Origin of the sequence: Sulfitobacter sp. HGT1, from assembly GCF_013282155.1 — a bacterium.
Lineage (GTDB): Bacteria > Pseudomonadota > Alphaproteobacteria > Rhodobacterales > Rhodobacteraceae > Sulfitobacter.
In genome coordinates, this window is the sequence record NZ_BLWI01000001.1 from 69938 (window position 1) to 92040 (window position 22103).

The following is a 22103-nucleotide window of genomic DNA, read 5'->3' on the forward strand; positions in this document are numbered from 1 at the left end:
AGATTTTTGCGCTCCGCGCAGGGGATATTTAAGAGCCAGAGAAGGGGGACCGGTACGGTTCAGGCAGGGTCGTGGAGAGCGCGGCTGTCTGTGGGGGCCTCGTCGCGGTCGAACATGCCGTAGTCGCGCATGACATGGGCGATGCGAATGCGGTAGTCTTTGAAAATGGTGTCGCGGCCCGCTTTTTGTGCGCCACGATGTGCCGTGAGTTCGCGCCATTCATCAAGCGAAGCCTCGTCGCGGAAGAAGGATATCGACAGCAACTTGTCTGGGTTGGTGAGCGACTGGAAGCGTTCGACGGAGATGAAGCCGTCGATCCTGTCCACCAAGGGCCGCATCTTGGCGGCCATATCAAGGTAGTCGGCGCGTTTGTCGGCGTGGGGCGAAACCTCGAAGATGACGGCAATCATTCGGACAAGGCCCCGTTGACCCAGTTGCCGGTTGCCTCTTCGCCCGTGTGATAGCGCATGGTGCCGGTGCCTTGGCGTTTGCCGTCCAGGAACGTGCCTTGGTAGACATCGCCATTGGCATAGGTGGCCGTGCCCTGACCCGAGATCACACCGCCGGCCCATTCCCCCTCGTAGGTGAAGCCGTCGGCCATGGTGATCTTGCCCATACCTTCGCGTTTGCCATTGGCAAAGCTGCCCTCATAGACGGTGCCATCGGGGTAGGTCGCCGTGCCTGCGCCGTGGCGCTGGCCGTCTTTCCAGCCGCCTTCATAGCGGTAGCCGTCGGCATAGGTCATTGTGCCCATCCCGTCGTTGCGCGCGTTTTTGAAGTCACCCTCGTAGACGATCCCGTTGGGATAGGTCGCAATGCCGCGTCCTTCGATAACGCCGACGGCCCATGACCCTTCGTAGCTGGAGCTGTCGGGATAGGTGATCTTGCCCTGACCATCTGCCAGATCATCGCGGAAGCTGCCCGTATAGACGGACCCGTCAGGATAGGTCACCTGACCTTCGCCTTCGATTTGGCCGGCCACCCAGGACCCTGTGTAGGTATAGCCGTCGGTGCCGGTAAATGTTCCCTGGCCGTCGCGGCGGTCATCCTTGAATTGACCATCATAGACATCGCCATTGGCATAGGTCACCTTGCCCTTGCCCTGACGTTGGCCCGCAACCAGATCACCCTCGTAAATGTCGCCATTGGGTTGGGTCAATCTGCCTGTGCCATCAATCTGCCCGTCTTTCCAAAGCCCGACATAGGTGAGCCCGTCGGGCATTGTCAGCGTGCCCGTGCCGTTGCGTTCGCCATTCTGGATTTGGCCATCATAGACGGCACCATCGGGATAGGTGATCTTGCCCACGCCCTGCTTGACCCCGTCGACCCAATCGCCCTGATATTCATATCCGCCGGGGGATTGCATCACCCCTTTGCCGTGGTGTTTGGCATTGCGAAACGCCCCTTCGTAGCGGACACCATTGGCATAGATGGCGATGCCCTGGCCCATGATCGCGCCGCCCTGCCACTCACCTTCAAAGGTGCCGCCATCGGCAAAGGTGATCTTGCCAACACCGTCAGGTTTGCCTTTGGCGAAACTGCCTTCGTATATGGACCCGTTGGGAAAACGTGCGATACCTGTGCCTTTGATTTCGCCATCGGCCCATTCGCCGGAATATTCATAGCCATTGGGCAGGGTGTAGGTGCCCGTGCCATGCTGGACCCCGCCGCGGAATGTCCCTTCGTAGATGCCGCCATCGTCATATTGCTTGCTCAGCACCGATCCGTCTTGGGCCAGCGCAGAGAACGGCAGCAGGCTTAGGCACAGGATCAGGGGGGTAACGGTTAACCGGGACATATTACTGCTTTCGACTAAAAGGGGCACCGGATCGGGGTTGGCGCTTTTTGTTACGTCCAAGACTAAGCAATGGGCACCAAGGGGGCAATCGTCTTTTGCGAGACGGGCAAGACCCTTTCCCTTGGCGCATGATCTGCTACATCCAACGCGGACAATATCGAAGGATCGCCATATGACATCGCGTTTTCGCATCACGCTGGGACAGTTGAACCCGACCGTCGGGGATTTGGCCGGGAATGCCGACCTTGCCCGCGATGCATGGGCCAAGGGCAAAGCTGCAGGTGCCGATCTGGTCGCGCTGCCCGAGATGTTTATTACCGGCTATAATGCGCAGGACCTGGTGATGAAGCGCGCCTTCCAGCTGGATGCGATGACCCATATCGACGCGCTGGCGGCAGATTGTGCCGATGGCCCCGCATTGGCAATCGGCGCACCCTGGGTCGAGGGGGCAGAGCTGTATAACGCCTATCTGATCCTTAAGGACGGTAAAATCGCCAGCCGCGTTCTAAAGCACAATCTGCCGAACGAGACGGTGTTTGACGAAGTCCGCATTTTTGACAGCGGCCCGTTGGGCGGGCCGTATTCCGTCGGAAATACCCGCATCGGCAGCCCGATCTGCGAAGATGCCTGGCATCCTGATGTAGCTGAAACCTTGGCGGAAACCGGGGCTGAATTCTTGTTGGTGCCCAATGGATCGCCTTACTATCGCGGCAAGTTCGATACGCGGCTGAACAATATGGTCGCCCGCGTGATCGAGACCGAACTGCCGTTGATTTACCTGAACATGGTCGGCGGTCAGGATGACCAGGTGTTCGACGGGGCCAGCTTTGGCCTGAACCCAAGTGGCAAGCTGGCGTTCCAGATGCCGACATTCGATAGCGAAATCGCACATGTCGATCTGCAAAAGGGGCCTGATGGCTGGCGTATTGTGGATGGCCCCAAGGTACGTCTGCCGTCGGAATACGAGCAAGATTACCGCGTCATGGTTCTGGGTCTGCGCGATTACATGCGCAAGACCGGCTTTAAAAAGGTGCTGCTGGGCCTGTCGGGCGGGATCGATTCGGCGATTGTCGCGGCGATTGCCGTGGATGCGCTGGGCGCAGACAACGTGCGCTGTGTGATGCTGCCCTCTGAATACACCTCGCAGGCGTCGCTGGATGATGCCGAGGCCGTCGCAGAGGCGTTGGGCTGTCGCTATGACTATGTGCCGATCAAGCAGGGGCGCGCGGCGATCACCGACACGCTGGCACCGCTGTTCGAGGGCACAAAGCCCGACCTGACAGAGGAAAATATCCAGTCGCGTCTGCGCGGTTTGCTGCTGATGGCGATGAGCAACAAATTCGGCGAGATGCTGCTGACCACGGGCAATAAATCCGAGGTCGCCGTGGGCTATGCCACGATCTATGGCGATATGGCGGGCGGGTATAACCCGATCAAGGACCTGTATAAAACCCGCGTGTTTGAAACCTGCCGCTGGCGCAATGACAATCACCGCGACTGGATGATGGGGCCTGCGGGCGAAGTCATCACGCCGCGTATCATCGACAAGCCACCCACGGCGGAACTGCGCGAAGACCAGAAAGACAGCGACAGCCTGCCCGATTACCCCGATCTGGACGCGATGCTGGACATTCTGGTGGATCAGGACGGATCAATCGCCGACTGCGTCAAGGCGGGCTTTGACCGCGATGTGGCCAAGAAGGTCGAGCACCTGATCTATATCAGCGAATATAAACGGTTCCAGTCCGCCCCGGGGCCGCGCCTGACCAAGGGCGCGTTCTGGCTGGACCGGCGCTATCCTATCGTGAACCGCTGGCGCGATCCCAGCTGAACGCCGCCTCATTTTCTGGACAATCTGGCCGTGCTGTGACAAGCCAGCGGCCAACAGGAGAACCCAATGACCATCACCCGCTTTGCCCCATCCCCCACCGGTTATATCCACGTCGGCAACCTGCGCACGGCGCTGATGAACTATATGATTGCCCGCAAGAATGGCGGCACCTTCATCCTGCGCATCGACGACACAGATCCGATCCGCAGCAAGGAAGAATATGTCGAAGGGCTGAAAGAAGACCTGACATGGCTGGGCCTGAAATGGGACCGGGTTGAGCGTCAGTCCGAACGGTTGGACAAATACCGCGCTGCGGCCGACAAGCTGCGCGAGATGGGCCGTTTCTATGAAGCCTGGGAAACGCCCACAGAGCTGGACCTGAAGCGCAAGAAACAGCTGAACATGGGCAAGCCGCCGGTCTACGACCGTGCGGCACTGAACCTGACCGAAGCCGAAAAGAACAAACTGCGCGAAGAGCGTGGCCCCGGTGTCTGGCGCTTTAAGCTGGATCAGGAACGCATCGAATGGAATGACGGCATTCTTGGCGATATCTCGATTGATGCGGCGTCGGTTTCCGACCCTGTGCTGATCCGTGCTGACGGGCAGATTTTGTACACGTTGGCGTCGGTCGTCGATGATACCGAAATGGGCGTAACCAATGTGGTGCGCGGATCGGATCACGTGACCAACACGGCGACGCAAATCCAGATCATGCAGGCGCTTGGCGGGGCTGTCCCCGAGTTTGCGCACCATTCGCTGCTGACCGGCCCGCAAGGCGAAGCGCTGTCCAAACGCCTTGGCGTTTTGGCCCTGCGCGATCTGCGTGCGCGCGGTGTTCAGCCCTTTGCGTTGCTGAGTGTGCTGGCACGGATCGGGTCGTCTGACCCGGTAGAGCTGCGCACGACCATGGAAGAACTGATCGAAGGATTCGACATCAGCCACTTCAGCTCAGCCCCGACCAAGTTCGACGTCGAGGACCTGTTCCCGATGACCGCCCGCTATTTGCAGACCTTGCCGCTTGAGGCTGTCGCTGAGGACATCGCAGCGATCGGGGTGCCCGACGACAAGGCGGCACTGTTCTGGCAGGTCACGCGTGAAAACATCACCACGCTGCAAGACCTCAAAGGCTGGTGGGACATGTTCAGTCAGGGGGCGGAGCCTGTGATCGCCGACGAGGACAAAGAATTCATCGCCGAGGCCATGGCAATGCTGCCCGAGGGCGCGTTCGACGAGACGACATGGAGCACCTGGACAACGGCGGTCAAGGAAAAGACCGGACGCAAAGGCAAAACCCTGTTCATGCCGCTGCGTCTGGCGCTGACCGGACAGGCGCGCGGCCCCGAGATGGCCGCGGTGCTGCCGCTTTTGCAAGTTGTGAAGGCGCGCGGATGATCGGGCGGGGGCATCCGGGCGCAAGTTCGGGAGCCTTCGGCGAAAGTTTATTTGGCAAAATGAATAGAGGGCGCGCGTGTCATGGCTGACGGGCGCGCCAAATTTTTGTCGGGCAACCTTTTTGGTCATGTGGCGACCATGTCGCTGATGGCGTCAGTCGGACTGGTTGCGGTTTTTCTGGTCGATTTTGTCGACATGATTTTCATCTCGATGTTGGGCAAGGCCGAGCTGGCGGCGGCTGTTGGCTATGCCGGTGCGATCTTGTTTTTCACCACGTCCTTTGGAATTGGTCTGGGGATTGCGGCGGGGGCTTTGGTCGCGCGGGCCTTGGGGCAGGATGATATGGCTTTGGCCCGCGAGCGGACCACCCATGCGCTGTGTTATGGCGCGATCTTCGGGATCGTGTTTGCGGTGTTGGTGTTTCTGGCGCTGGACTGGCTGGTGCATCTGGTCGGCGCACAGGGGGAAACGGCGGATCTGGCCGTGCATTTCTTGCAGATTGTTGTGCCATCGGTACCGTTCTTGATGTTGGGCATGATGGGCAGCGCCATTTTGCGGGCTCACGGGGATGCGCGCCGCGCGATGATGGCGACAATTGCTGGCGGGATCGTCAATGCGATCCTTGATCCGATCCTGATCTTTGGCTTTGACCTTGATCTGACCGGGGCGGCACTTGCGTCTTTTGTGGCACGGGTGGTGATTGCCTATACCGCGCTGATGCCGATCGTGCGCCATTATGGCGGGATCGCCCGGCCCAGGTTGGGCGGCATGTGGCGCGATCTGTTTCCGGTGCTTGCGATTGCGGTGCCGGCGATCTTGACCCAGGTCGCGACCCCTGTGGGGCAGGCCTATGTCACCCGCGCGATGGCGGCTTATGGCGAAGAGGCCGTGGCAGGTATGGCGATTGTCAGCCGCATGATGCCGGTGGCTTTTGCGGTGATATTCGCGTTGTCGGGGGCGGTGGGGCCGATCATCGGGCAAAACTTTGGTGCAGGGGATATCGGGCGGGTCAAGCGGACCTATAATGCGGGTATCCTGTTTGCCGCGATTGTCATCGTCACGATTTCGGTCGTTTTGTTTTTGACGCGGGGGCCGTTGGCGGCGTTGTTTGATGCGGATGGCATCACGATGACGCTGATCTTTTTGTTCTGCGGGCCGCTGTCGCTGGCGTTTTTCTTTAACGGGGTGTTGTTCGTGTCGAACGCGGCCTTCAACAATATGGGGCATCCCTATTATTCCACCTTCACCAACTGGGGGCGCAACACGGTTGGCATGGTGCCGCTGGTATGGCTGGGCAGCGTCCTGTTCGGCGCGCCGGGGGTATTGATCGGGCAGGCGGCGGCGGGCGTCTTGTTCGGCGGATTTGCATGGGTGCTGGCACTGCGGATGATCGCGAATGGCGGCCAGCCCAAGGGTCCGCGCCCCGAGGTGTTTGGCCGCGAGGGCCGGTTGATGTCGTTACTTCACCTGCGCCGCTAGACGGTACAGGTTGTCGTCAACGAGGGCTTTTTCCTGCACGGTCAGGGATTGATGGCGGGGATAGAGCGGTGCGGCGCGGTCGTTTCGCACCGGCGTGTCCCAGCCGCGGGTGGTATCGAAAAAGCGCGTGACGCCTTGGGTGCCGTATTCGCGCAGAAACCCCTGAACCACCACATCAAGATAGCTGAGCAGGATCGCGTGATCGCCGCCGTGTTTCTGGTTTTCGGGGGCGATGGAGTAATGCGCCATGTCAGGGGCGGGCAGGATATCGTGTCGCACACCATTGCCGGAGTTGATCCGGTCATAGCCGGTTTCACGGGCGTCCAGGGCCTCCCAATCCGCCCCCGGCACGGCAGCGATCAACCCGTCGACAGTGGTCTGCGGGTCCGGTTCAACGCTGAGGAAAACCAGATCGCGTTCTGCGGTGCGCACCCAGACCCGACGCCACCCCTGCAACTGCGCGGGGCGCGCATCGGGGTAGGTGTGGGTGCTGCGGTTTACGAGGCTGCCATAGCCGAAGAAATAAGGTGTCATGGCAGCTTTTTCGCCGATGGCGGTCGCGATGTCCACTGCCGCTGGCGGTTTGCCTGAACAAGAGGCATTGCGAAAAACAATCGTCACCATCGGTGTGACGTCACTTGACGCTGCGCCATCTTCCGGCATAGCAATAGCCACCGTAACGGGAGAACTGGGGAAACCCGGTGCCGAAGGAGCAACCGCCCCGGAAACTCTCAGGCAAATGGACCGTTGCGTGACCGAAAAACTCTGGAGAGTGGTGCCACATGCACCCGCCGAAGGGATAACGATCTCAGGCGAAAGGACAGAGGGGGCATTTTGTTGGGCGCATTTTTGCGGCCTGCTTAGTGCCAGTTTGGTCGATGGCCTTCTGGATTTGAAAAGAAGAGGCCTGTGACCATGAGCGATCTGCACCAAACCCCGTTATACGAACTGCATTTGGAATTGGGCGGTAAAATGGTGCCCTTTGCGGGGTATTCGATGCCCGTGCAATACCCGATGGGCGTGATGAAAGAACACCTGCACACGCGCAGCCAGGCGGGCCTGTTTGACGTCAGTCACATGGGGCAGGTGATGCTGTCTGGTGCGTCCTGGGAGGCCGTTGCGGCTGCGTTTGAAACGCTGGTGCCGATGGATGTGCTGGGGCTGGCAGACGGGCGGCAACGCTATGGGTTGTTCACCAATGACACGGGCGGGATCGAGGATGACCTGATGTTCGCACGGCGTGGCGATGACCTGTTTGTCGTGGTCAATGCCGCCTGCAAGGGCGCGGATATCGCGCGGATGAAAGCCGCTCTTGAACCTGAAGTAACGGTGACACCGATCACCGATCGCGCATTGATCGCGGTGCAAGGGCCAACGGCCGCAGCGGCGGTTGCGTCGCTGGATGCGGCGGCGGCGGATATGCGGTTTATGGATTTTGGCACTTTGAACCTGGACGGGATCGAGGTCTGGGCATCGCGGTCCGGCTATACCGGCGAAGACGGGTTCGAGATTTCAGTGGCTGATGCGGAGGCCGAAACGCTTGCGCGGCGGTTGCTGGCGCTGGACGGCGTCGAGGCGATCGGATTGGGCGCGCGGGATTCCCTGCGGCTTGAGGCGGGCCTGTGCCTGTATGGCAATGACATTGACGCCCAGACCAACCCGGTCGAGGCGAGCTTGACCTGGGCGATCCAAAAGGTGCGCCGTAAGGGTGGCGACCGCGAAGGTGGCTATCCGGGGGCCGACGCGGTGCAAAAGGCGTTCGAGGGCGGTGTGGCGCGCAAGCGTGTCGGGCTGGCCCCGCAGGGCCGCGCGCCGATGCGCGAAGGCACGCAGCTATATGATGCCGAAGACGGCGGTCGGCTGGTGGGCAGTGTTACCTCGGGCAGTTTCGGACCGACTTTGGGCGGGCCTGTTGCCATGGGCTATGTCGGTGATGAATATGCCAGCGTGGACACCGCGCTGTGGGGCGAGGTGCGCGGCAAGCGGTTGCCTGTCCGTGTGGCCAAGCTGCCCTTTGTGGCGGCGAATTTTAAGCGATAATCAACAAGGGACGAAAAGATGAAATTTACCGAAGAACATGAATGGCTGCGCGTTGAAGGCGACGAAATCACCGTAGGCATCACCATTCACGCGGCCGAGCAATTGGGCGATGTAGTGTTTGTGGAACTGCCCTCGGAAGGGACCGTGGTGAGCAAGGATGACGAGGTCGTTGTGATCGAATCCGTGAAAGCGGCATCCGACATTCTGGCCCCGATTGATGGCGAGATCATCGAGGTGAACAGTGCCCTGACCGACAACCCGGCGATGGTGAATGACGACCCGCAGGGCGAGGCGTGGTTTTTCAAGATGAAAGCGTCTGATCCAAGCCAGATGGACGAATTCATGGATGAAGCCGCCTATCAAAAATTCATCGGGTAAACCGATTTGCCCCCGTCGGAGCCTCCGGCGGGGATTTTAAACCATTTGGAATGAGGGGCGTTGCGCCATGGTTTTCAAGCCAACCGAATATTTGCCGTATGATTTTGCCAACCGCAGACATATCGGGCCGTCTCCGGCGGAAATGTCGGATATGCTCAAGACTGTGGGGGCGCAAAGCCTTGCGGCGTTGATTGACGATACAATGCCCGCCAAGATCCGCCAGAAACAGCCGCTGGATTTTGGCAAGCCCATGTCGGAGCGCGAAGTGCTGGAGCACATGCGCGTGGTGGCGGGCAAGAACAAGGTGCTGACCTCGCTGATCGGGCAGGGGTATCACGGGACGGTCACGCCGCCTGCGATCCAGCGCAATATCTTTGAGAACCCCGCCTGGTACACGGCCTATACGCCGTATCAGCCCGAGATCAGCCAGGGCCGGCTTGAGGCGTTGTTGAACTTTCAGACCATGATCAGTGATTTGACCGGGCTTGAGATCGCCAATGCGTCCTTGCTGGACGAGGCGACGGCTTGTGCCGAAGCGATGACCATGGCGATGCGGGTTGCGAAGTCGAAGGCCAAGGCGTTTTTCGTGGACCGCGATTGCCATCCGCAGAATATCGCCGTGATCCAGACCCGTGCAGCCCCGTTGGACATCGAAGTGATCATCGGGGACCCCGACAAGATGGATGCGAGCGCCGTCTTTGGGGCGTTGTTCCAGTATCCCGGCACTTACGGCCATGTGCGTGATTTCACATCGCATATCGCAGCGTTGCATGATGCCGGTGCGTTGGGGATTGTGACCGCTGACCCGATGGCGCTGACTTTGCTGAAGGAACCCGGCGCGATGGGGGCCGATATCGCTGTGGGTTCAACCCAGCGGTTTGGTGTGCCCGAAGGCTACGGTGGCCCGCATGCGGCTTATATGGCGTGCAAGGACGCCTATAAGCGGGCGATGCCGGGGCGGATTGTGGGTGTGTCGATTGATGCCCATGGCAACCGCGCCTACCGCCTGTCGCTGCAAACCCGCGAGCAACATATCCGCCGTGAAAAGGCGACATCGAACGTATGTACGGCGCAGGCGTTGCTGGCCGTGATGGCGTCGATGTATGCGGTGTTCCACGGGCCCGAGGGGTTGAAAGCCATCGCACAGCGCATCCACCGCAAGACCGTGCGGCTGGCGAACGGGCTGGAGGAAGCCGGGTTCAAGGTTGATCCGCAGGCGTTCTTTGACACAATTACCGTTGACGTCGGCCCGTTGCAGGCGGCCGTGATGAAATCAGCGGTGGACGAAGGCATCAACCTGCGCCGCGTTGGCGAAACCCGCGTTGGTATTTCGCTGGACGAGCGGAGTGTGTCTGCGACCATCGAAGCGGTCTGGCGTGCCTTTGGCATCGTCAAAAGCGACGAGAAATTCGAGGCGCAGTACCGGTTCCCCGAAAAGATGATGCGCGAGAGCGAGTATCTGACCCACCCGATTTTCCACATGAACCGTGCCGAGACCGAGATGATGCGTTACATGCGCCGCCTTGCCGACCGTGATCTGGCCTTGGACCGCGCAATGATCCCGCTGGGGTCGTGCACAATGAAGCTGAACTCGGCTGCGGAAATGATGCCTGTCAGCTGGCGAGAATTTTCGATGATCCACCCGTTTGTGCCGCAAGATCAGGCGCTTGGGTACAAACACATGATCGACGATCTGTCGGCCAAGCTGTGCGATATCACCGGCTATGACGCGATTTCCATGCAGCCCAATTCGGGTGCGCAGGGGGAATATGCGGGCCTGCTGGCGATTGCCGCCTATCACCGCGCCAATGGCGAAGCGCACCGCAACATCTGTCTGATTCCGATGTCGGCCCATGGTACAAACCCCGCCAGCGCCAATATGGTCGGCTGGAAGGTCGTCGTGATCAAAACCGCCGCCAATGGTGATATCGATCTGGAGGACTTCCGCGAGAAGGCCGAAAAGCATAGCGAAAATCTGGCCGGTTGCATGATCACCTATCCGTCGACCCACGGGGTGTTCGAGGAAACGGTAACCGAAGTCACGCGCATCACCCATGATCATGGCGGTCAGGTCTATATCGACGGGGCCAATATGAACGCGATGGTCGGGCTTGCCCGGCCCGGTGATGTGGGCGGCGATGTCAGCCACCTGAACCTGCACAAGACGTTCTGCATTCCCCATGGCGGCGGTGGCCCCGGCATGGGCCCGATTGGTGTCAAATCGCATCTGATCCCCTATATCCCCGGCCATCCGAATGGCGGTGAGGGGGCGGTTTCTGCGGCACCTTACGGGTCGCCATCCTTGTTGCCGATTTCATGGTCGTACTGCCTGATGATGGGCGGCGACGGGCTGACACAGGCGACGCGGGTTGCTATTTTGAACGCCAACTACATCGCCAAGCGGCTCGAAGGGGCCTATGACGTGCTGTACAAAGGGCCGACGGGGCGCGTCGCGCATGAATGTATCTTTGACGTGCGTCCGTTTGAGGAAAGTGCAGGCGTTACGGTCGATGACGTCGCCAAGCGCCTGATTGATGCGGGTTTCCACGCCCCGACGATGAGCTTCCCTGTGGCGGGCACGCTGATGGTGGAGCCGACGGAATCCGAGACCAAAGCCGAGCTGGACCGTTTCTGCGATGCGATGCTGGCGATCCGCGAGGAAATCCGTGCGATTGAAAACGGTGATATGCCGCGTGAGAATAACGCGCTGAAAAATGCGCCGCACACGGTCGAGGATCTGGTGGGCGATTGGGACCGGCCCTACACGCGCGAGCAAGGGTGTTTTCCCCCCGGTGCGTTCCGCGTCGATAAATACTGGCCGCCGGTTAACCGCGTGGACAATGTGCATGGCGACCGCAACCTGATCTGCACCTGCCCGCCGTTGTCGGATTACGCAGAAGCGGCAGAATAAATGCGAGCCTGCGCGTGGGTGACCCCCGTGCGCAGGCGCTTTGCTATTCGCTAAGGCACGCGGATAGCTTTTTCAGGCGGTTCCATTCAAAGGCTCTAACGCGGGTATTATTCCCGTGCGCGCAGCACCTGTGCCGGACGGGCATTCAATGCTTTGACGGCAAACCCGAGCGATGCCAGGACAGATGCCAATGCGCCCCCGATGATGATCAGTATCGCCGAGGACCACACAACGCTAAAGTCTGTTTCCATCACAAAGCGGCTGACGGCCCAGCCCCCCAAGATGCCAGCAAGCAGGGCCACTGCCCCGGCGAACAGGCCCAAAAGCGCTGCACGCAGCAGGAAGCTGGTTGCGATGGCGCGGCGGGATGCGCCGAGCGTTTTCAGCAATGCGGCCTCGTAACGGCGTGCATCGGCACCCGCCGCCGCAGCACCGATCAGCACCAGAAACCCCGTCAACAGGGTCGCCGCTGCGCCGTATGATGTGGCGGCGGCCAACCCTGCCAGCACGGCGGCCACGCGATCAATGGCATCGCGCACCCGAATGGCTGTGATGTTGGGATAAGCTGTCGCGATATCGCGCAGGATCGCGGCTTCGGCCTCGGGTTCGGCATAGACAGTCGAGATAAAGGTATGCGGTGCACCTTCGAGTGCCGAGGGGTTCATGGTCAGGATAAACCCGATGCCAGCGGTGGAAAAATCCACCTCTTGAAAGCTGGCGATCGTGCCGGTGACGTCGCGCCCTAGCACGTTGATGGTCAGGGTATCGCCAAGGCTCAGACCGATTTCCTCGGCCTCTTCGGCGGCAAAGCTGATCAGGGGCGGGCCTGTGTAATCTGCTGCCCACCATTCACCGGCGGTGATGTTTGCCTCTTTGCCCGGTTCGGCGGCATAGGTCACACCACGATCACCGCGCACGACCCAATGGTCGCCTGCCACATCCTTGGCCGGGCGACCGTTAATCTGGGTCACCACGCCGCGCAGCATCGGCGCGCTATCGATGCGGCTGACAGCGGGGTCATCGGTCAACCGCTTGGTGTAACCGTCGATCTGGTCTTTCTGGATATCGACAAAGAAATAGGAAGGCGCGATTTCCGGCAGATTGCCCGAGATGGCCTGCCTTAAATTGCCATCAATCTGTCCGACTGCGGCCAGAACCGACAGACCAAGCCCAAGTGACAAAACCACAGCGCTGGCCCCTTCGCCATTGCCGCCAATGGCGGTGAGCGCCCAACGGACCTGCGGATACCCGCGTGCCAGATGCGCGGCGCGCTGCGCCAGAAAACGCACGATCAAGGCGGCGAGGGTCAGGATCAACAGCGCGCCAGCGATGCCGCCCAGCGTCCACAGGGTCAGCATCCAGCTGCCGTTGAACCACCCCGCCAATGTGATCAGCAGCGCAACGGTCAGCGCGATGACGGCGATATAGCGCGGTGCCGGAAAACGGGCGGCTCCGTCCCAAGCATCGCGGAACAGCGTCGCGGCGCGGATGTTTTCACTGCGGGCCAACGGCCAGAGGGTAAAGGCAAAGGCGGTCAGCAGCCCGTAAATGCCCGCCTCGATCAGAGGGCCGGGATAGATGGAAAAGGCTGCGGGAATAGGCAGGCGGGCCGAAATAAGCGGCGCAAAAACCAGCGGCGCGATGGCCCCAAGGATCACACCAATCGCAACGCCAAGCAAAGACAGCAGCCCGATCTGGATAAAATAGGTCTGGAAGATGGTGGCGCGGTCCGCACCAAGGGCACGCAGGGTCGCGATGACTTCGGTCTTGCCGTTCAGATAGGACCGCACGGCCGCCGATACGCCCACGCCCCCTACGGCAAGGCCCGACAAACCCACCAGCACCAGAAACGCCGTCAGACGTTCGACAAAACGCGACACGCCGGGGGCACCGTTGCGGGCGTCGGTCCAGCGCATGCCGCTGTTTTCAAACCGCGATTGCGCGGCGTTTTTCAACTGGTCGAGTTCGGTCTCGGCTGGCAAAAGCATCCGGTATTTTGAATTGAACAACGTGCCGGCAGACAGCAGGCCCGCGTTGTCCAGACTGTCAGTGCGCAGCAAGGTGCGTGGCCCAAGGGCAAAGCCGCTGGCAGCGCTGTCGGGTTCGCGCCAGATCAGGGCGGTCAGGCGAAATTCCTTGGTGCCAAGTTTGAACACGTCACCGGGGGACAGGCCCAGCCGGTCCGACAATGCGCGTTCCATCACCGCGCCGGACATGCCATCACTGTCGGCAAGTGCCTGTTCCAGGGGCATGTCAGGTTCCAGCAGCACGGTACCGACGAGGGGGTAAAGGTTATCCACCCCCTTGATCTGGGTCAGCGCGCGGTCTGCGGCGCTGCCATCGCCAACGACTGCCATCGACCGGAATTCAACAATCTCTGACACCTTGGTCGCTTGGGCATCAATCCATGCGCGTTCGTCCGCGGTGGCAAACCGGTAGGTAAAATCAAGCTCGGCTGTGCCGCCAAGCAACGCGGCACCTTCGCGCTGCAAGCCGCCTTCGATCGCGGATCGCACGGACCCAACGGCAGCAATCGCCGCCACACCAAGGGCAAGGCAGGCCAGAAAAAGACGAAACCCCCGCAGCCCCCCACGCATTTCACGACGGGCAAAGCGGGTCGCAAGAGAAAGGCTCATACGATGCGCCCGTCGGTCAGGGTCACGACACGGTCACAGCGGGCGGCCAGTTCGTCAGAGTGGGTGACAAGCACAAGGGTCGCCCCGTGTTTTCCGCGCAGATCAAACAGTAGATCCATGATTGCGGCACCGTTGGTGCTGTCCAGATTGCCGGTCGGTTCATCGGCCAGCAAAATCGCAGGGCGCGGGGCAGAGGCGCGGGCAAGGGCGACACGCTGCTGTTCACCGCCTGACATCTGCGCAGGATAGTGGTTCAGTCGGTGCCCCAGCCCGACAGCGATCAATTCGGCCTCGGCCCGATCGAATGCATCGGCGACGCCGTTCAACTCCAGCGGGGTGGCGACATTTTCCAGCGCGGTCATGGTGGGGATCAGATGGAACGACTGAAACACGATCCCCATACGCCCGCGCCGGAACTTGGCTAGACCGTCCTCGCTCATTGCGGTCAGGTCCTGGCCCAAGGCGCACACTGTGCCGCCTGTGGCTTTTTCCAGCCCGCCCATGACCATCAGCAGCGATGACTTGCCTGAACCGGAGGGACCGGTAAGCGCGACCGTGTCGCCTTGTGCAACGTTCAAAGTGATCCCATGTAGGATATCTACTTGTCCGGCATTGCCATTCAGTTTCAGGGACGCATCTTGAAGTTGGAACACCGGGTCGGTCATTGGGCTGCCTTTTTGTTGGTAGTTCCTGTTGGATATGGAGGTTTCGCAATGATGCACAAGGTTTTAGCTGGCATTGTTCTGGTTTTTGCAGGGCCCGTCGCGGCGGAGCCTGTTGTAATAGCGGCATTGGGTGACAGTCTGACGCAGGGGTACGGTCTGCCTGCCGAGGACGGTTTGGTGCCACAACTGCAAACTTGGCTTGATCAGAACGGTGCTGAGGTCACGCTGATTAATGCGGGTGTGTCAGGCGATACGACGGCGGGCGGGCTTAGCCGTGTCGGTTGGACGCTGACGCCGGATGTCGACGGGATGATCGTGGCGCTTGGCGGGAATGACCTGCTGCGCGGGCTGGACCCTGCGGTAAGCCGCGCCAATATCGACGGTATTCTCAACGCCGCACAAGCCGCTGACGTCGAGGTGTTGCTTGTCGGGATGACCGCGCCGGGCAATTACGGGCCTGACTATAAATCATCATTCGATGCGCTCTATCCCGAACTGGCTGAACAATACGAGGCGGAATTTTTATCGAGCTTTTTCGCCGGATTGGCGGTGGATGGAAAGCTGCCCGAGCTTTCCCAGGCGCAGTCGTTTTTCCAGCCAGACGGGGTGCATCCGAACAAGGAAGGCGTGGCTAGAATCGTGATGGCGATGGGGCCAAAGGTCTTGGACCTGATCGAAGATATCAAAGCACAATAAAAAACGGGCACCTAGATGCCCGCATTTATCTTGAAACTGGTTTGCCAGATTTAGGCGAGGGCGATGTTGCCAGCGCTTTCGCGCCCGTCACGACCTGCTTCGATGTCAAAGGTCACCTTTTGGTTGTCTGCCAGACCTGTTAGGCCTGCGCGTTCAACCGCCGAGATGTGAACAAAGATGTCCTTGCCGCCGCCATCAGGCGCGATAAAGCCATAACCTTTTGTGGTATTGAACCATTTTACGGTGCCAGTTGCCATGCTCCGTTTCTCCTGTCTTTGGGCTGCCCGCATTATGCGGCAGCGTGGCTCGGTCAGAACTTGATCGCACCGTGGCCAAAGCCGAAGAGGTCGAAAGTCTTTCGCGTCGCACCAGAAATATTGGCAGCCGCCTTTTCAAAATCAAGAGTTTTTATGTCGGAACGCCTGATCGGCGGGCAGTTGCGCACGATATTTCATAACTTTGAAATAATTTTACCAGTTGATAAAAAAATCATTCCGTTGCACCGTTGGAACAACAGCAGGTGACAGCAGAGGTTTTATCAATGTCGCAGAAAATGTTTGAGCCGGGTATCACGGCAGGGCGGCTCGAGGCTTCGGCCTATGCCGATCAGTTTTCCGATCTTCATCCCCCCCTTGACCCCCACGAGGCCCTGGTCGCCGCGGATCGGTGTTATTTCTGCCATGATGCCCCCTGCATCACGGCCTGTCCGACAGACATCGATATTCCGTTGTTTATCCGGCAGATCGCAACGGGCACACCGGATGCTGCTGCGAAAACCATTCTTAGCCAGAACATCATGGGCGGCATGTGTGCTCGCGTTTGTCCGACCGAACAGCTGTGCGAACAGGCCTGCGTTCGCGAGGCCGCCGAAGGTAAGCCGGTGAAAATCGGAGAGCTTCAGCGCTTCGCCACCGATCATCTGCAACAGCAAGGCAAACATCCCTTTGAGCGAGCGACCCCGACGGGCAAGCGTGTTGCGGTAGTTGGGGCCGGTCCGGCCGGGCTGTCTTGTGCGCACCGTCTGGCGATGATGGGGCATGAAGTGGTTGTGCATGATGCACGCCCCAAACCCGGCGGGCTGAACGAATATGGCATTGCAACCTATAAGACGACCAACGGTTTCGCACAGGCCGAAGTCGACTGGCTGATGCAAATCGGCGGGATTACGTTGCAGACGGGATCAGCCTTGGGTGCCGACATTACCCTTGAGGGGCTGAAGGCGGATTATGATGCCGTGTTCCTTGGCATGGGTCTGGGCGGGGTGAACGCCTTGGGTGCGGATGGCGAGGATAAGACCGGCGTCTTGGATGCCGTCGATTTCATCGCAGACCTGCGTCAGGCCGGTGATGTGGCGCAGGTGCCGATCGGGCGTGATGTGGTTGTGATCGGTGGCGGCATGACCGCGATTGATGCGGCTGTTCAGGCCAAGCTGCTTGGCGCGTTAAATGTCACGCTGGTTTACCGTCGCGGTCGCGACCGGATGAATGCAAGTGTGTTCGAACAAGATCTGGCGGCCTCAAAAGGGGTGCGCATTGTGAACCATGCGGTGCCTGTCGCGGTTCATGGCAATGGCGCGGTGCGCGAGATCGAATTCGAATATGTCGATGCCGATATGAAAGGCACTGGCCAGATGCTGCGCCTTGCTGCGGATCAGGTGTTCAAGGCCATCGGCCAGACGCTGCAAGGTGACGCGCTGCCCGCACTGGAAGGGCGCAAGATCAAGGTGGATGGCACAGGGCGCACCAGCGTTGATGGCATCTGGGCCGGGGGCGATTGCGCCAGCGGTGGCGATGATCTGACCGTGACTGCCGTTGCCGAAGGGCGCGATGCGGCGATGGATATTCACATGACATTGGTGGGCTAAACCACCCGACGGGAGAACGCAGATGGCGGATCTAAGAAGCGAATTCGTGGGCATCAAAAGCCCAAACCCTTTCTGGCTGGCCTCTGCGCCGCCAACCGACAAGGAATACAACGTGCGCCGCGCCTTTGAGGCCGGCTGGGGCGGTGTGGTCTGGAAAACGCTGGGTATCGACCCGCCGGTGGTCAACGTCAACGGCCCGCGCTACGGCGCGATCTACGGGGCTGATCGTCGGTTGCTGGGACTGAACAACATCGAATTGATCACCGACCGTCCTTTGGCCTTGAACCTGCAAGAGATTAAATCGGTCAAGCGTGACTATCCGGACCGCGCCATGGTCGTTTCGCTGATGGTGCCTTGCGAGGAAGAGCCGTGGAAATTCATCCTGCCCTTGGTCGAAGAAACCGGCGCTGACGGGGTCGAACTGAACTTTGGCTGCCCGCACGGGATGTCGGAACGCGGTATGGGCGCGGCCGTGGGCCAGGTGCCCGAATACATTGAAATGGTCACACGTTGGGTCAAGGCCAGCACACGGATGCCGGTGATCGTCAAGCTGACGCCGAACATTGCCGACATTCGCAAACCCGCCGAGGCAGCACAGCGCGGGGGTGCCGATGCGGTTAGTCTGATCAACACGATCAATTCGATCACATCGGTTGATCTGGACCTGTTCGCTCCGGAACCCACAATTGACGGCAAAGGGGCGCATGGCGGGTATTGTGGACCTGCGGTCAAGCCGATTGCCTTGAATATGGTGGCCGAGATCGCGCGCGACCCTGGGCTGTCGCAAATCCCGATCAGCGGGATTGGCGGTGTGACAACGTGGCGTGACGCGGCCGAATTCATGGCGCTTGGCGCTGGAAACGTGCAGGTCTGTACGGCGGCCATGACCTATGGGTTCAAGATCGTTGAGGAAATGATCAGCGGCTTGTCCGAATACATGGACGGCAAAGGCATGACATCGGTCGATCAACTGGTGCGCAAGGCGGTTCCGAACGTGACCGACTGGAACCAGCTTAACCTGAACTACATCGCCAAGGCCAAGATCAACGAAGACCTGTGCATTTCCTGTGGTCGTTGTTTTGCTGCCTGCGAGGACACGTCGCACCAGGCAATCGCAATGAGCGAGGACCGCACGTTTTCGGTGATCGACGAGGAATGCGTTGCCTGCAACCTGTGCGTCAATGTGTGCCCCGTCGAAAATTGCATCACAATGGAAGCAATGACCCCCGGCACAACTGACCCGCGTACCGGCAAGGTTGTTGAAGCGGATTATGCCAATTGGACAACGCACCCGAACAATCCTGCTGCGACTGCGGCTGAATAATCGACCCTAGTAAGGCCCGCTTTTCTTGAACTTCAGCAGAATATCTGCGGTCGGGATAGGCAGCGGGCCTTCGGCTTTGCGCAGCCCATTGTCTGCGTCTGCCTGCGCGTCCGTGGGCGCATTCGCCTTATCAAGCATTTCTGACCAGGCGGAGCTCGCTCTTTCCTCCGGCACCGAAGGGGGCTCCGTTTCGATGCTTGATCGTTTTCCGGCCTCTGTTTTCGCATTGACCACAGATTGTGCGGATGCGCCGGACAGCGCCCGGCCTTTGGACCCGAACCATGCCCGAGGATCGCCGGACGACCCGCCGCCAGCCCCGGAATCGCCATCCGTGGATGAGCCGCTGTTCCCGTTTGAGGAGGCCGTCGCAACCGGCGCGATGCCAGCAGTCGGGTTGGCCGCACTCACAGCGCTTTGAGGTGGTGTTGCATGGTGCTGGGCGGGCAGTAAAGTGCTCACGAGAGAGATAGATGCCATTTTGATACTCCGATAAAACAAAGTTTAAGAAGCCCGCCACCACGCAGTTAACTGACTGTCAGCCTGTCTTAATCAGCCCTCAAAATCATCTGTTATTTGCCAAGTCGGTTAATCAACCCTTGACGGAAAGCATCGTCCCGAACAGCGCCCGCAAATGTTGGGAGGCGGCTTCGTGGGGGTCTGTGTTTTCGCCCAGCAGGACCGTCACCTGGGTTTCGAAATCCGCGTAATGCTGCGTTGTCGCCCAGATGGAAAAGATCAAATGCTGCGGATTGAGGGGCGCAATTTTGCCGGCCTTGATCCACCCTGCGATAACGGCGCATTTTTCATCGAACAAGGGTTTCAGATCACTTTCCAGATGCGGCCCCATGCGCGGCGCACCTTGCAAGATCTCTCCGGCAAATAGGCGGCTTTCACGGGGTAGATCACGCGCCATATCAAGCTTGCGCTGGACGTAATCCAGGATTTCAGTCTTGGGATCACCCTCGGGGTCCAGCTCGACCAACGGGTCCAGCCATGTCTCCATCAATTGGCTTAGCAGGGTCAGGTGGATGTCTTCCTTGCCTTGAAAATAATAAAGTATGTTGGGTTTGCTTAATCCGGCCTCGGTGGCGATTTGATCAAGGGTAGCCCCCCGATATCCGTGCTGGGAAAAAACATTTAGCGCTGCATCAAGGATAACACGGCGGTTGCGCATCTGGATCCGGCTTGGTTTTTTTTGGACACCGTCGGGCAAGGTGGACCCCTTTCTGCATCTGTGCCTGAAAAATCATCATGCAGGGTCGCATAGGTAGATTCTATTGAAAGCATTTCTTGACAGATACAAGACTAGCCGCAATCGTGGATTTACCAAATGGTAAAATTTCTGCGAGATGCAAAAGCCGAATTGAATGAAGGAGCCCCCTATGGCCGCGCCCGGTGAAAACCTGAAGATCAACCCTGACCGCTTGTGGGACAGTCTGATGGAGATGGCCCAGATCGGCCCCGGTGTGGCGGGCGGCAATAACCGCCAGACGCTCACCGACGAGGATGCCGAAGGCCGCGCCCTGTTCCAGAAATGGTGTGAGGATGCGGGCTGCACCATGGGGCTTGACCAGATGGGCAATATGTTCGCGCAGCGCGACGGCACCGATCCGGATGCCTTGCCCGTCTATGTGGGGTCGCATCTGGATACGCAGCCGACGGGCGGCAAATATGACGGTGTCCTTGGCGTGCTTGGCGGGTTGGAAATTCTGCGCACCATGAATGATCTGGGGATCAAGACCAAACATCCCGTCGTGGTGACCAACTGGACGAATGAGGAAGGCACGCGCTATGCGCCTGCAATGCTGTCTTCGGGGGTCTTTGCGGGCATTCACACCCAGGACTGGGCCTATGCCAAAACCGATGCGAAAGGTCTGGCGTTCGGGGATGAGTTGAAGCGGATCGGATGGCGCGGCGAAGAGGAAGTCGGCACACGCAAAATGCACGCATTCTTTGAGCTGCATATCGAGCAGGGCCCAATTCTTGAGGCGGAAGGCAAGGACATCGGCGTTGTGACCCACGGTCAGGGGCTGTCGTGGACCCAGGTCACTGTGACGGGCAAAGATGCGCATACCGGGTCGACCCCGATGCCGCTGCGCAAGAATGCAGGACTGGGGATGGCGCGTATTTTGGAAGCCGTGGACGAGATCGCATGGGCACATGCGCCCCACGCTGTTGGGGCCGCGGGGCATATAGACGTCTATCCCAATTCGCGAAACGTTATCCCGGGGAAGGTCGTGTTTACCGTTGATTTCAGATCACCCGACCTGCTGGTGATCGAGGAAATGGAAGCACAGCTGCGGATCAAAGGCCAGAAGATCGCAGATGATATGGGGCTGGACGTTGCGTTTGAAAAGGTCGGCGGATTTGACCCCGTCACCTTTGATGAAACATGTGTGACGGCGATACGGTCGGCCGCAGAGCGGTTGGGCTATAGCCATATGGACCTGATTTCGGGTGCGGGGCATGATGCCTGCTGGATCAACCGGGTCGCCCCCACTGCGATGGTGATGTGCCCTTGCGTGGGTGGCCTGAGCCATAACGAGGCAGAAGAGATCACCAAGGATTGGGCAAAGGCAGGGGCGGATGTTTTGCTGCATGCGGTCTTGGAGACAGCGGAGATCATCGGGTGATGCGGGATCGTTTTCTTACAAAGAAAACGGGCCGGAATTTTCGAAAATTCCGTGGCTGCATGTGATGCTGGAGCGGGATCTTTCGATTGGCGAACGTATTACGGGTATGATCCAGGCCGAATTGGATGAGGCGCTGCAAAGTCGTGATCAGGTAGTCCGGCGCACGGCGGAAGCGTTTCGGGAAACATTGCGACCGCCTCGTGAAATCACGGTGAATTTCAGCGGGGGGCTTATGCAGACCTGTTGGTCGGTCTCTCGGGGGGATGGGACGTATCGGGTCGTTTATATGCCCCGGGCGGGATATTTCTCGCTTTGTGTGGAGAGCGATTTTGGACCGTTGGACATTGGGGTACATGGTCCGGCATTGGGGTGCTTCGGGTCGGTTTGACGTGTCGCCGGGGCGTGCATGGGGGCCAGCCCCCACACCCCCGGGATTTGAACCATTTGGAATATGAT

Annotated in this window: 18 protein-coding genes and 1 riboswitch; of the genes, 10 read left to right on the forward strand and 8 right to left on the reverse strand. The window is 59.5% G+C overall.

The genetic code is table 11. The annotated features are described in order from the left end of the window. Positions 1–59: 59 nt before the first annotated feature. A complete protein-coding gene (locus HGT1_RS00350; protein ID WP_176247993.1) occupies positions 60–410 on the reverse strand; it encodes an antibiotic biosynthesis monooxygenase in 351 nt (116 codons plus the stop codon). Continuing rightward, positions 407–1798 carry an MORN repeat-containing protein gene (locus HGT1_RS00355; RefSeq protein WP_176247994.1) on the reverse strand — a complete coding sequence of 464 codons (1392 nt, stop codon included), beginning with the start codon at positions 1796–1798 and terminating at the stop codon, positions 407–409. The genes HGT1_RS00350 and HGT1_RS00355 overlap by 4 nt, the downstream gene beginning before the upstream one ends. A gap of 172 nt (positions 1799–1970) precedes the next feature. On the opposite strand from HGT1_RS00355, the gene HGT1_RS00360 reads away from it, so the two are divergent. From HGT1_RS00360 to HGT1_RS00370, 3 genes are all read left to right on the forward strand, one after another. Continuing rightward, a complete protein-coding gene (locus tag HGT1_RS00360) occupies positions 1971–3629 on the forward strand; it encodes an NAD+ synthase (RefSeq protein WP_176247995.1) in 1659 nt (552 codons plus the stop codon). A gap of 66 nt (positions 3630–3695) precedes the next feature. Next, positions 3696–5021: a glutamate--tRNA ligase gene (gene gltX / locus HGT1_RS00365; RefSeq protein ID WP_176247996.1), complete on the forward strand. Its 1326-nt coding sequence runs from the start codon at positions 3696–3698 to the stop codon at positions 5019–5021. A gap of 81 nt (positions 5022–5102) precedes the next feature. Next, positions 5103–6500: an MATE family efflux transporter gene (locus tag HGT1_RS00370; RefSeq protein ID WP_176247997.1), complete on the forward strand. Its 1398-nt coding sequence runs from the start codon at positions 5103–5105 to the stop codon at positions 6498–6500. Here the strand turns inward: HGT1_RS00370 and HGT1_RS00375 are convergent. Then, positions 6480–7163 (reverse strand): gamma-glutamylcyclotransferase family protein, encoded by a 684-nt coding sequence (locus tag HGT1_RS00375; RefSeq protein WP_308791267.1) that lies wholly within the window; start codon positions 7161–7163, stop codon positions 6480–6482. The genes HGT1_RS00370 and HGT1_RS00375 overlap by 21 nt on opposite strands. Positions 7164–7170: 7 nt before the next feature. Next, a riboswitch (glycine riboswitch) is annotated at positions 7171–7257 on the forward strand. 158 nt (positions 7258–7415) lie between these two features. On the opposite strand from HGT1_RS00375, the gene gcvT reads away from it, so the two are divergent. From gcvT to gcvP, 3 genes are all read left to right on the forward strand, one after another. Then, positions 7416–8540, forward strand: a complete 1125-nt coding sequence (gene gcvT / locus HGT1_RS00380) for a glycine cleavage system aminomethyltransferase GcvT (protein WP_176247998.1) — start codon at positions 7416–7418, stop codon at positions 8538–8540. Between the two features lie 18 nt (positions 8541–8558). Next, entirely contained in the window at positions 8559–8918 is a 360-nt protein-coding gene (gcvH, locus tag HGT1_RS00385) for a glycine cleavage system protein GcvH (protein WP_176247999.1), read from the forward strand. Positions 8919–8985: 67 nt separating this feature from the next. Then, positions 8986–11829, forward strand: a complete 2844-nt coding sequence (gcvP, locus tag HGT1_RS00390) for an aminomethyl-transferring glycine dehydrogenase (RefSeq protein ID WP_176248000.1) — start codon at positions 8986–8988, stop codon at positions 11827–11829. A 107-nt stretch (positions 11830–11936) separates the two neighbouring features. Here gcvP and HGT1_RS00395 read toward each other — a convergent pair whose 3' ends face one another. Next, complete coding sequence (locus HGT1_RS00395) at positions 11937–14465, reverse strand: ABC transporter permease (RefSeq protein WP_176248001.1); 2529 nt, start codon at positions 14463–14465, stop codon at positions 11937–11939. Further along, complete coding sequence (locus tag HGT1_RS00400; RefSeq protein ID WP_176248002.1) at positions 14462–15130, reverse strand: ABC transporter ATP-binding protein; 669 nt, start codon at positions 15128–15130, stop codon at positions 14462–14464. Before HGT1_RS00400 ends, HGT1_RS00395 begins: the two co-directional genes overlap by 4 nt. A 48-nt stretch (positions 15131–15178) precedes the next feature. Between HGT1_RS00400 and HGT1_RS00405 the strand changes: the two genes are divergently transcribed. Continuing rightward, entirely contained in the window at positions 15179–15826 is a 648-nt protein-coding gene (locus HGT1_RS00405) for an arylesterase (RefSeq protein ID WP_176248003.1), read from the forward strand. Positions 15827–15876: 50 nt separating this feature from the next. Here the strand turns inward: HGT1_RS00405 and HGT1_RS00410 are convergent, their stop codons facing one another. Next, positions 15877–16083, reverse strand: coding sequence for a cold-shock protein (locus tag HGT1_RS00410; RefSeq protein ID WP_008227897.1), 207 nt, complete (start codon positions 16081–16083; stop codon positions 15877–15879). 284 nt (positions 16084–16367) lie between these two features. On the opposite strand from HGT1_RS00410, the gene HGT1_RS00415 reads away from it, so the two are divergent. Together HGT1_RS00415 and preA are read left to right on the forward strand one after the other, a co-directional pair. Next, complete coding sequence (locus tag HGT1_RS00415) at positions 16368–17690, forward strand: NAD(P)-dependent oxidoreductase (RefSeq protein ID WP_176248004.1); 1323 nt, start codon at positions 16368–16370, stop codon at positions 17688–17690. A gap of 22 nt (positions 17691–17712) precedes the next feature. Continuing rightward, positions 17713–19014 (forward strand): NAD-dependent dihydropyrimidine dehydrogenase subunit PreA, encoded by a 1302-nt coding sequence (gene preA / locus HGT1_RS00420; RefSeq protein ID WP_176248005.1) that lies wholly within the window; start codon positions 17713–17715, stop codon positions 19012–19014. A gap of 6 nt (positions 19015–19020) precedes the next feature. Here preA and HGT1_RS00425 read toward each other — a convergent pair whose 3' ends face one another. Continuing rightward, positions 19021–19491: a hypothetical protein gene (locus tag HGT1_RS00425; RefSeq protein ID WP_176248006.1), complete on the reverse strand. Its 471-nt coding sequence runs from the start codon at positions 19489–19491 to the stop codon at positions 19021–19023. A 112-nt stretch (positions 19492–19603) separates the two neighbouring features. Then, complete coding sequence (locus HGT1_RS00430; protein ID WP_373028990.1) at positions 19604–20188, reverse strand: TetR family transcriptional regulator C-terminal domain-containing protein; 585 nt, start codon at positions 20186–20188, stop codon at positions 19604–19606. Between the two features lie 208 nt (positions 20189–20396). Between HGT1_RS00430 and HGT1_RS00435 the strand changes: the two genes are divergently transcribed. Next, positions 20397–21647: a Zn-dependent hydrolase gene (locus HGT1_RS00435; protein ID WP_176248008.1), complete on the forward strand. Its 1251-nt coding sequence runs from the start codon at positions 20397–20399 to the stop codon at positions 21645–21647. Positions 21648–22103: the final 456 nt, after the last annotated feature.

Bases quoted from the DNA above. Each gene is read 5' to 3' on its own strand.
- HGT1_RS00350 (WP_176247993.1), bottom strand. From the start codon at position 410: ATGATTGCCGTCATCTTCGAGGTTTCGCCCCACGCCGACAAACGCGCC.
- HGT1_RS00355 (WP_176247994.1), bottom strand. From the start codon at position 1,798: ATGTCCCGGTTAACCGTTACCCCCCTGATCCTGTGCCTAAGCCTGCTG.
- HGT1_RS00360 (WP_176247995.1), top strand. From the start codon at position 1,971: ATGACATCGCGTTTTCGCATCACGCTGGGACAGTTGAACCCGACCGTC.
- gltX (WP_176247996.1), top strand. From the start codon at position 3,696: ATGACCATCACCCGCTTTGCCCCATCCCCCACCGGTTATATCCACGTC.
- HGT1_RS00370 (WP_176247997.1), top strand. From the start codon at position 5,103: ATGGCTGACGGGCGCGCCAAATTTTTGTCGGGCAACCTTTTTGGTCAT.
- HGT1_RS00375 (WP_308791267.1), bottom strand. From the start codon at position 7,163: ATGCCGGAAGATGGCGCAGCGTCAAGTGACGTCACACCGATGGTGACG.
- gcvT (WP_176247998.1), top strand. From the start codon at position 7,416: ATGAGCGATCTGCACCAAACCCCGTTATACGAACTGCATTTGGAATTG.
- gcvH (WP_176247999.1), top strand. From the start codon at position 8,559: ATGAAATTTACCGAAGAACATGAATGGCTGCGCGTTGAAGGCGACGAA.
- gcvP (WP_176248000.1), top strand. From the start codon at position 8,986: ATGGTTTTCAAGCCAACCGAATATTTGCCGTATGATTTTGCCAACCGC.
- HGT1_RS00395 (WP_176248001.1), bottom strand. From the start codon at position 14,465: ATGAGCCTTTCTCTTGCGACCCGCTTTGCCCGTCGTGAAATGCGTGGG.
- HGT1_RS00400 (WP_176248002.1), bottom strand. From the start codon at position 15,130: ATGACCGACCCGGTGTTCCAACTTCAAGATGCGTCCCTGAAACTGAAT.
- HGT1_RS00405 (WP_176248003.1), top strand. From the start codon at position 15,179: ATGATGCACAAGGTTTTAGCTGGCATTGTTCTGGTTTTTGCAGGGCCC.
- HGT1_RS00410 (WP_008227897.1), bottom strand. From the start codon at position 16,083: ATGGCAACTGGCACCGTAAAATGGTTCAATACCACAAAAGGTTATGGC.
- HGT1_RS00415 (WP_176248004.1), top strand. From the start codon at position 16,368: ATGTCGCAGAAAATGTTTGAGCCGGGTATCACGGCAGGGCGGCTCGAG.
- preA (WP_176248005.1), top strand. From the start codon at position 17,713: ATGGCGGATCTAAGAAGCGAATTCGTGGGCATCAAAAGCCCAAACCCT.
- HGT1_RS00425 (WP_176248006.1), bottom strand. From the start codon at position 19,491: ATGGCATCTATCTCTCTCGTGAGCACTTTACTGCCCGCCCAGCACCAT.
- HGT1_RS00430 (WP_373028990.1), bottom strand. From the start codon at position 20,188: ATGCGCAACCGCCGTGTTATCCTTGATGCAGCGCTAAATGTTTTTTCC.
- HGT1_RS00435 (WP_176248008.1), top strand. From the start codon at position 20,397: ATGGCCGCGCCCGGTGAAAACCTGAAGATCAACCCTGACCGCTTGTGG.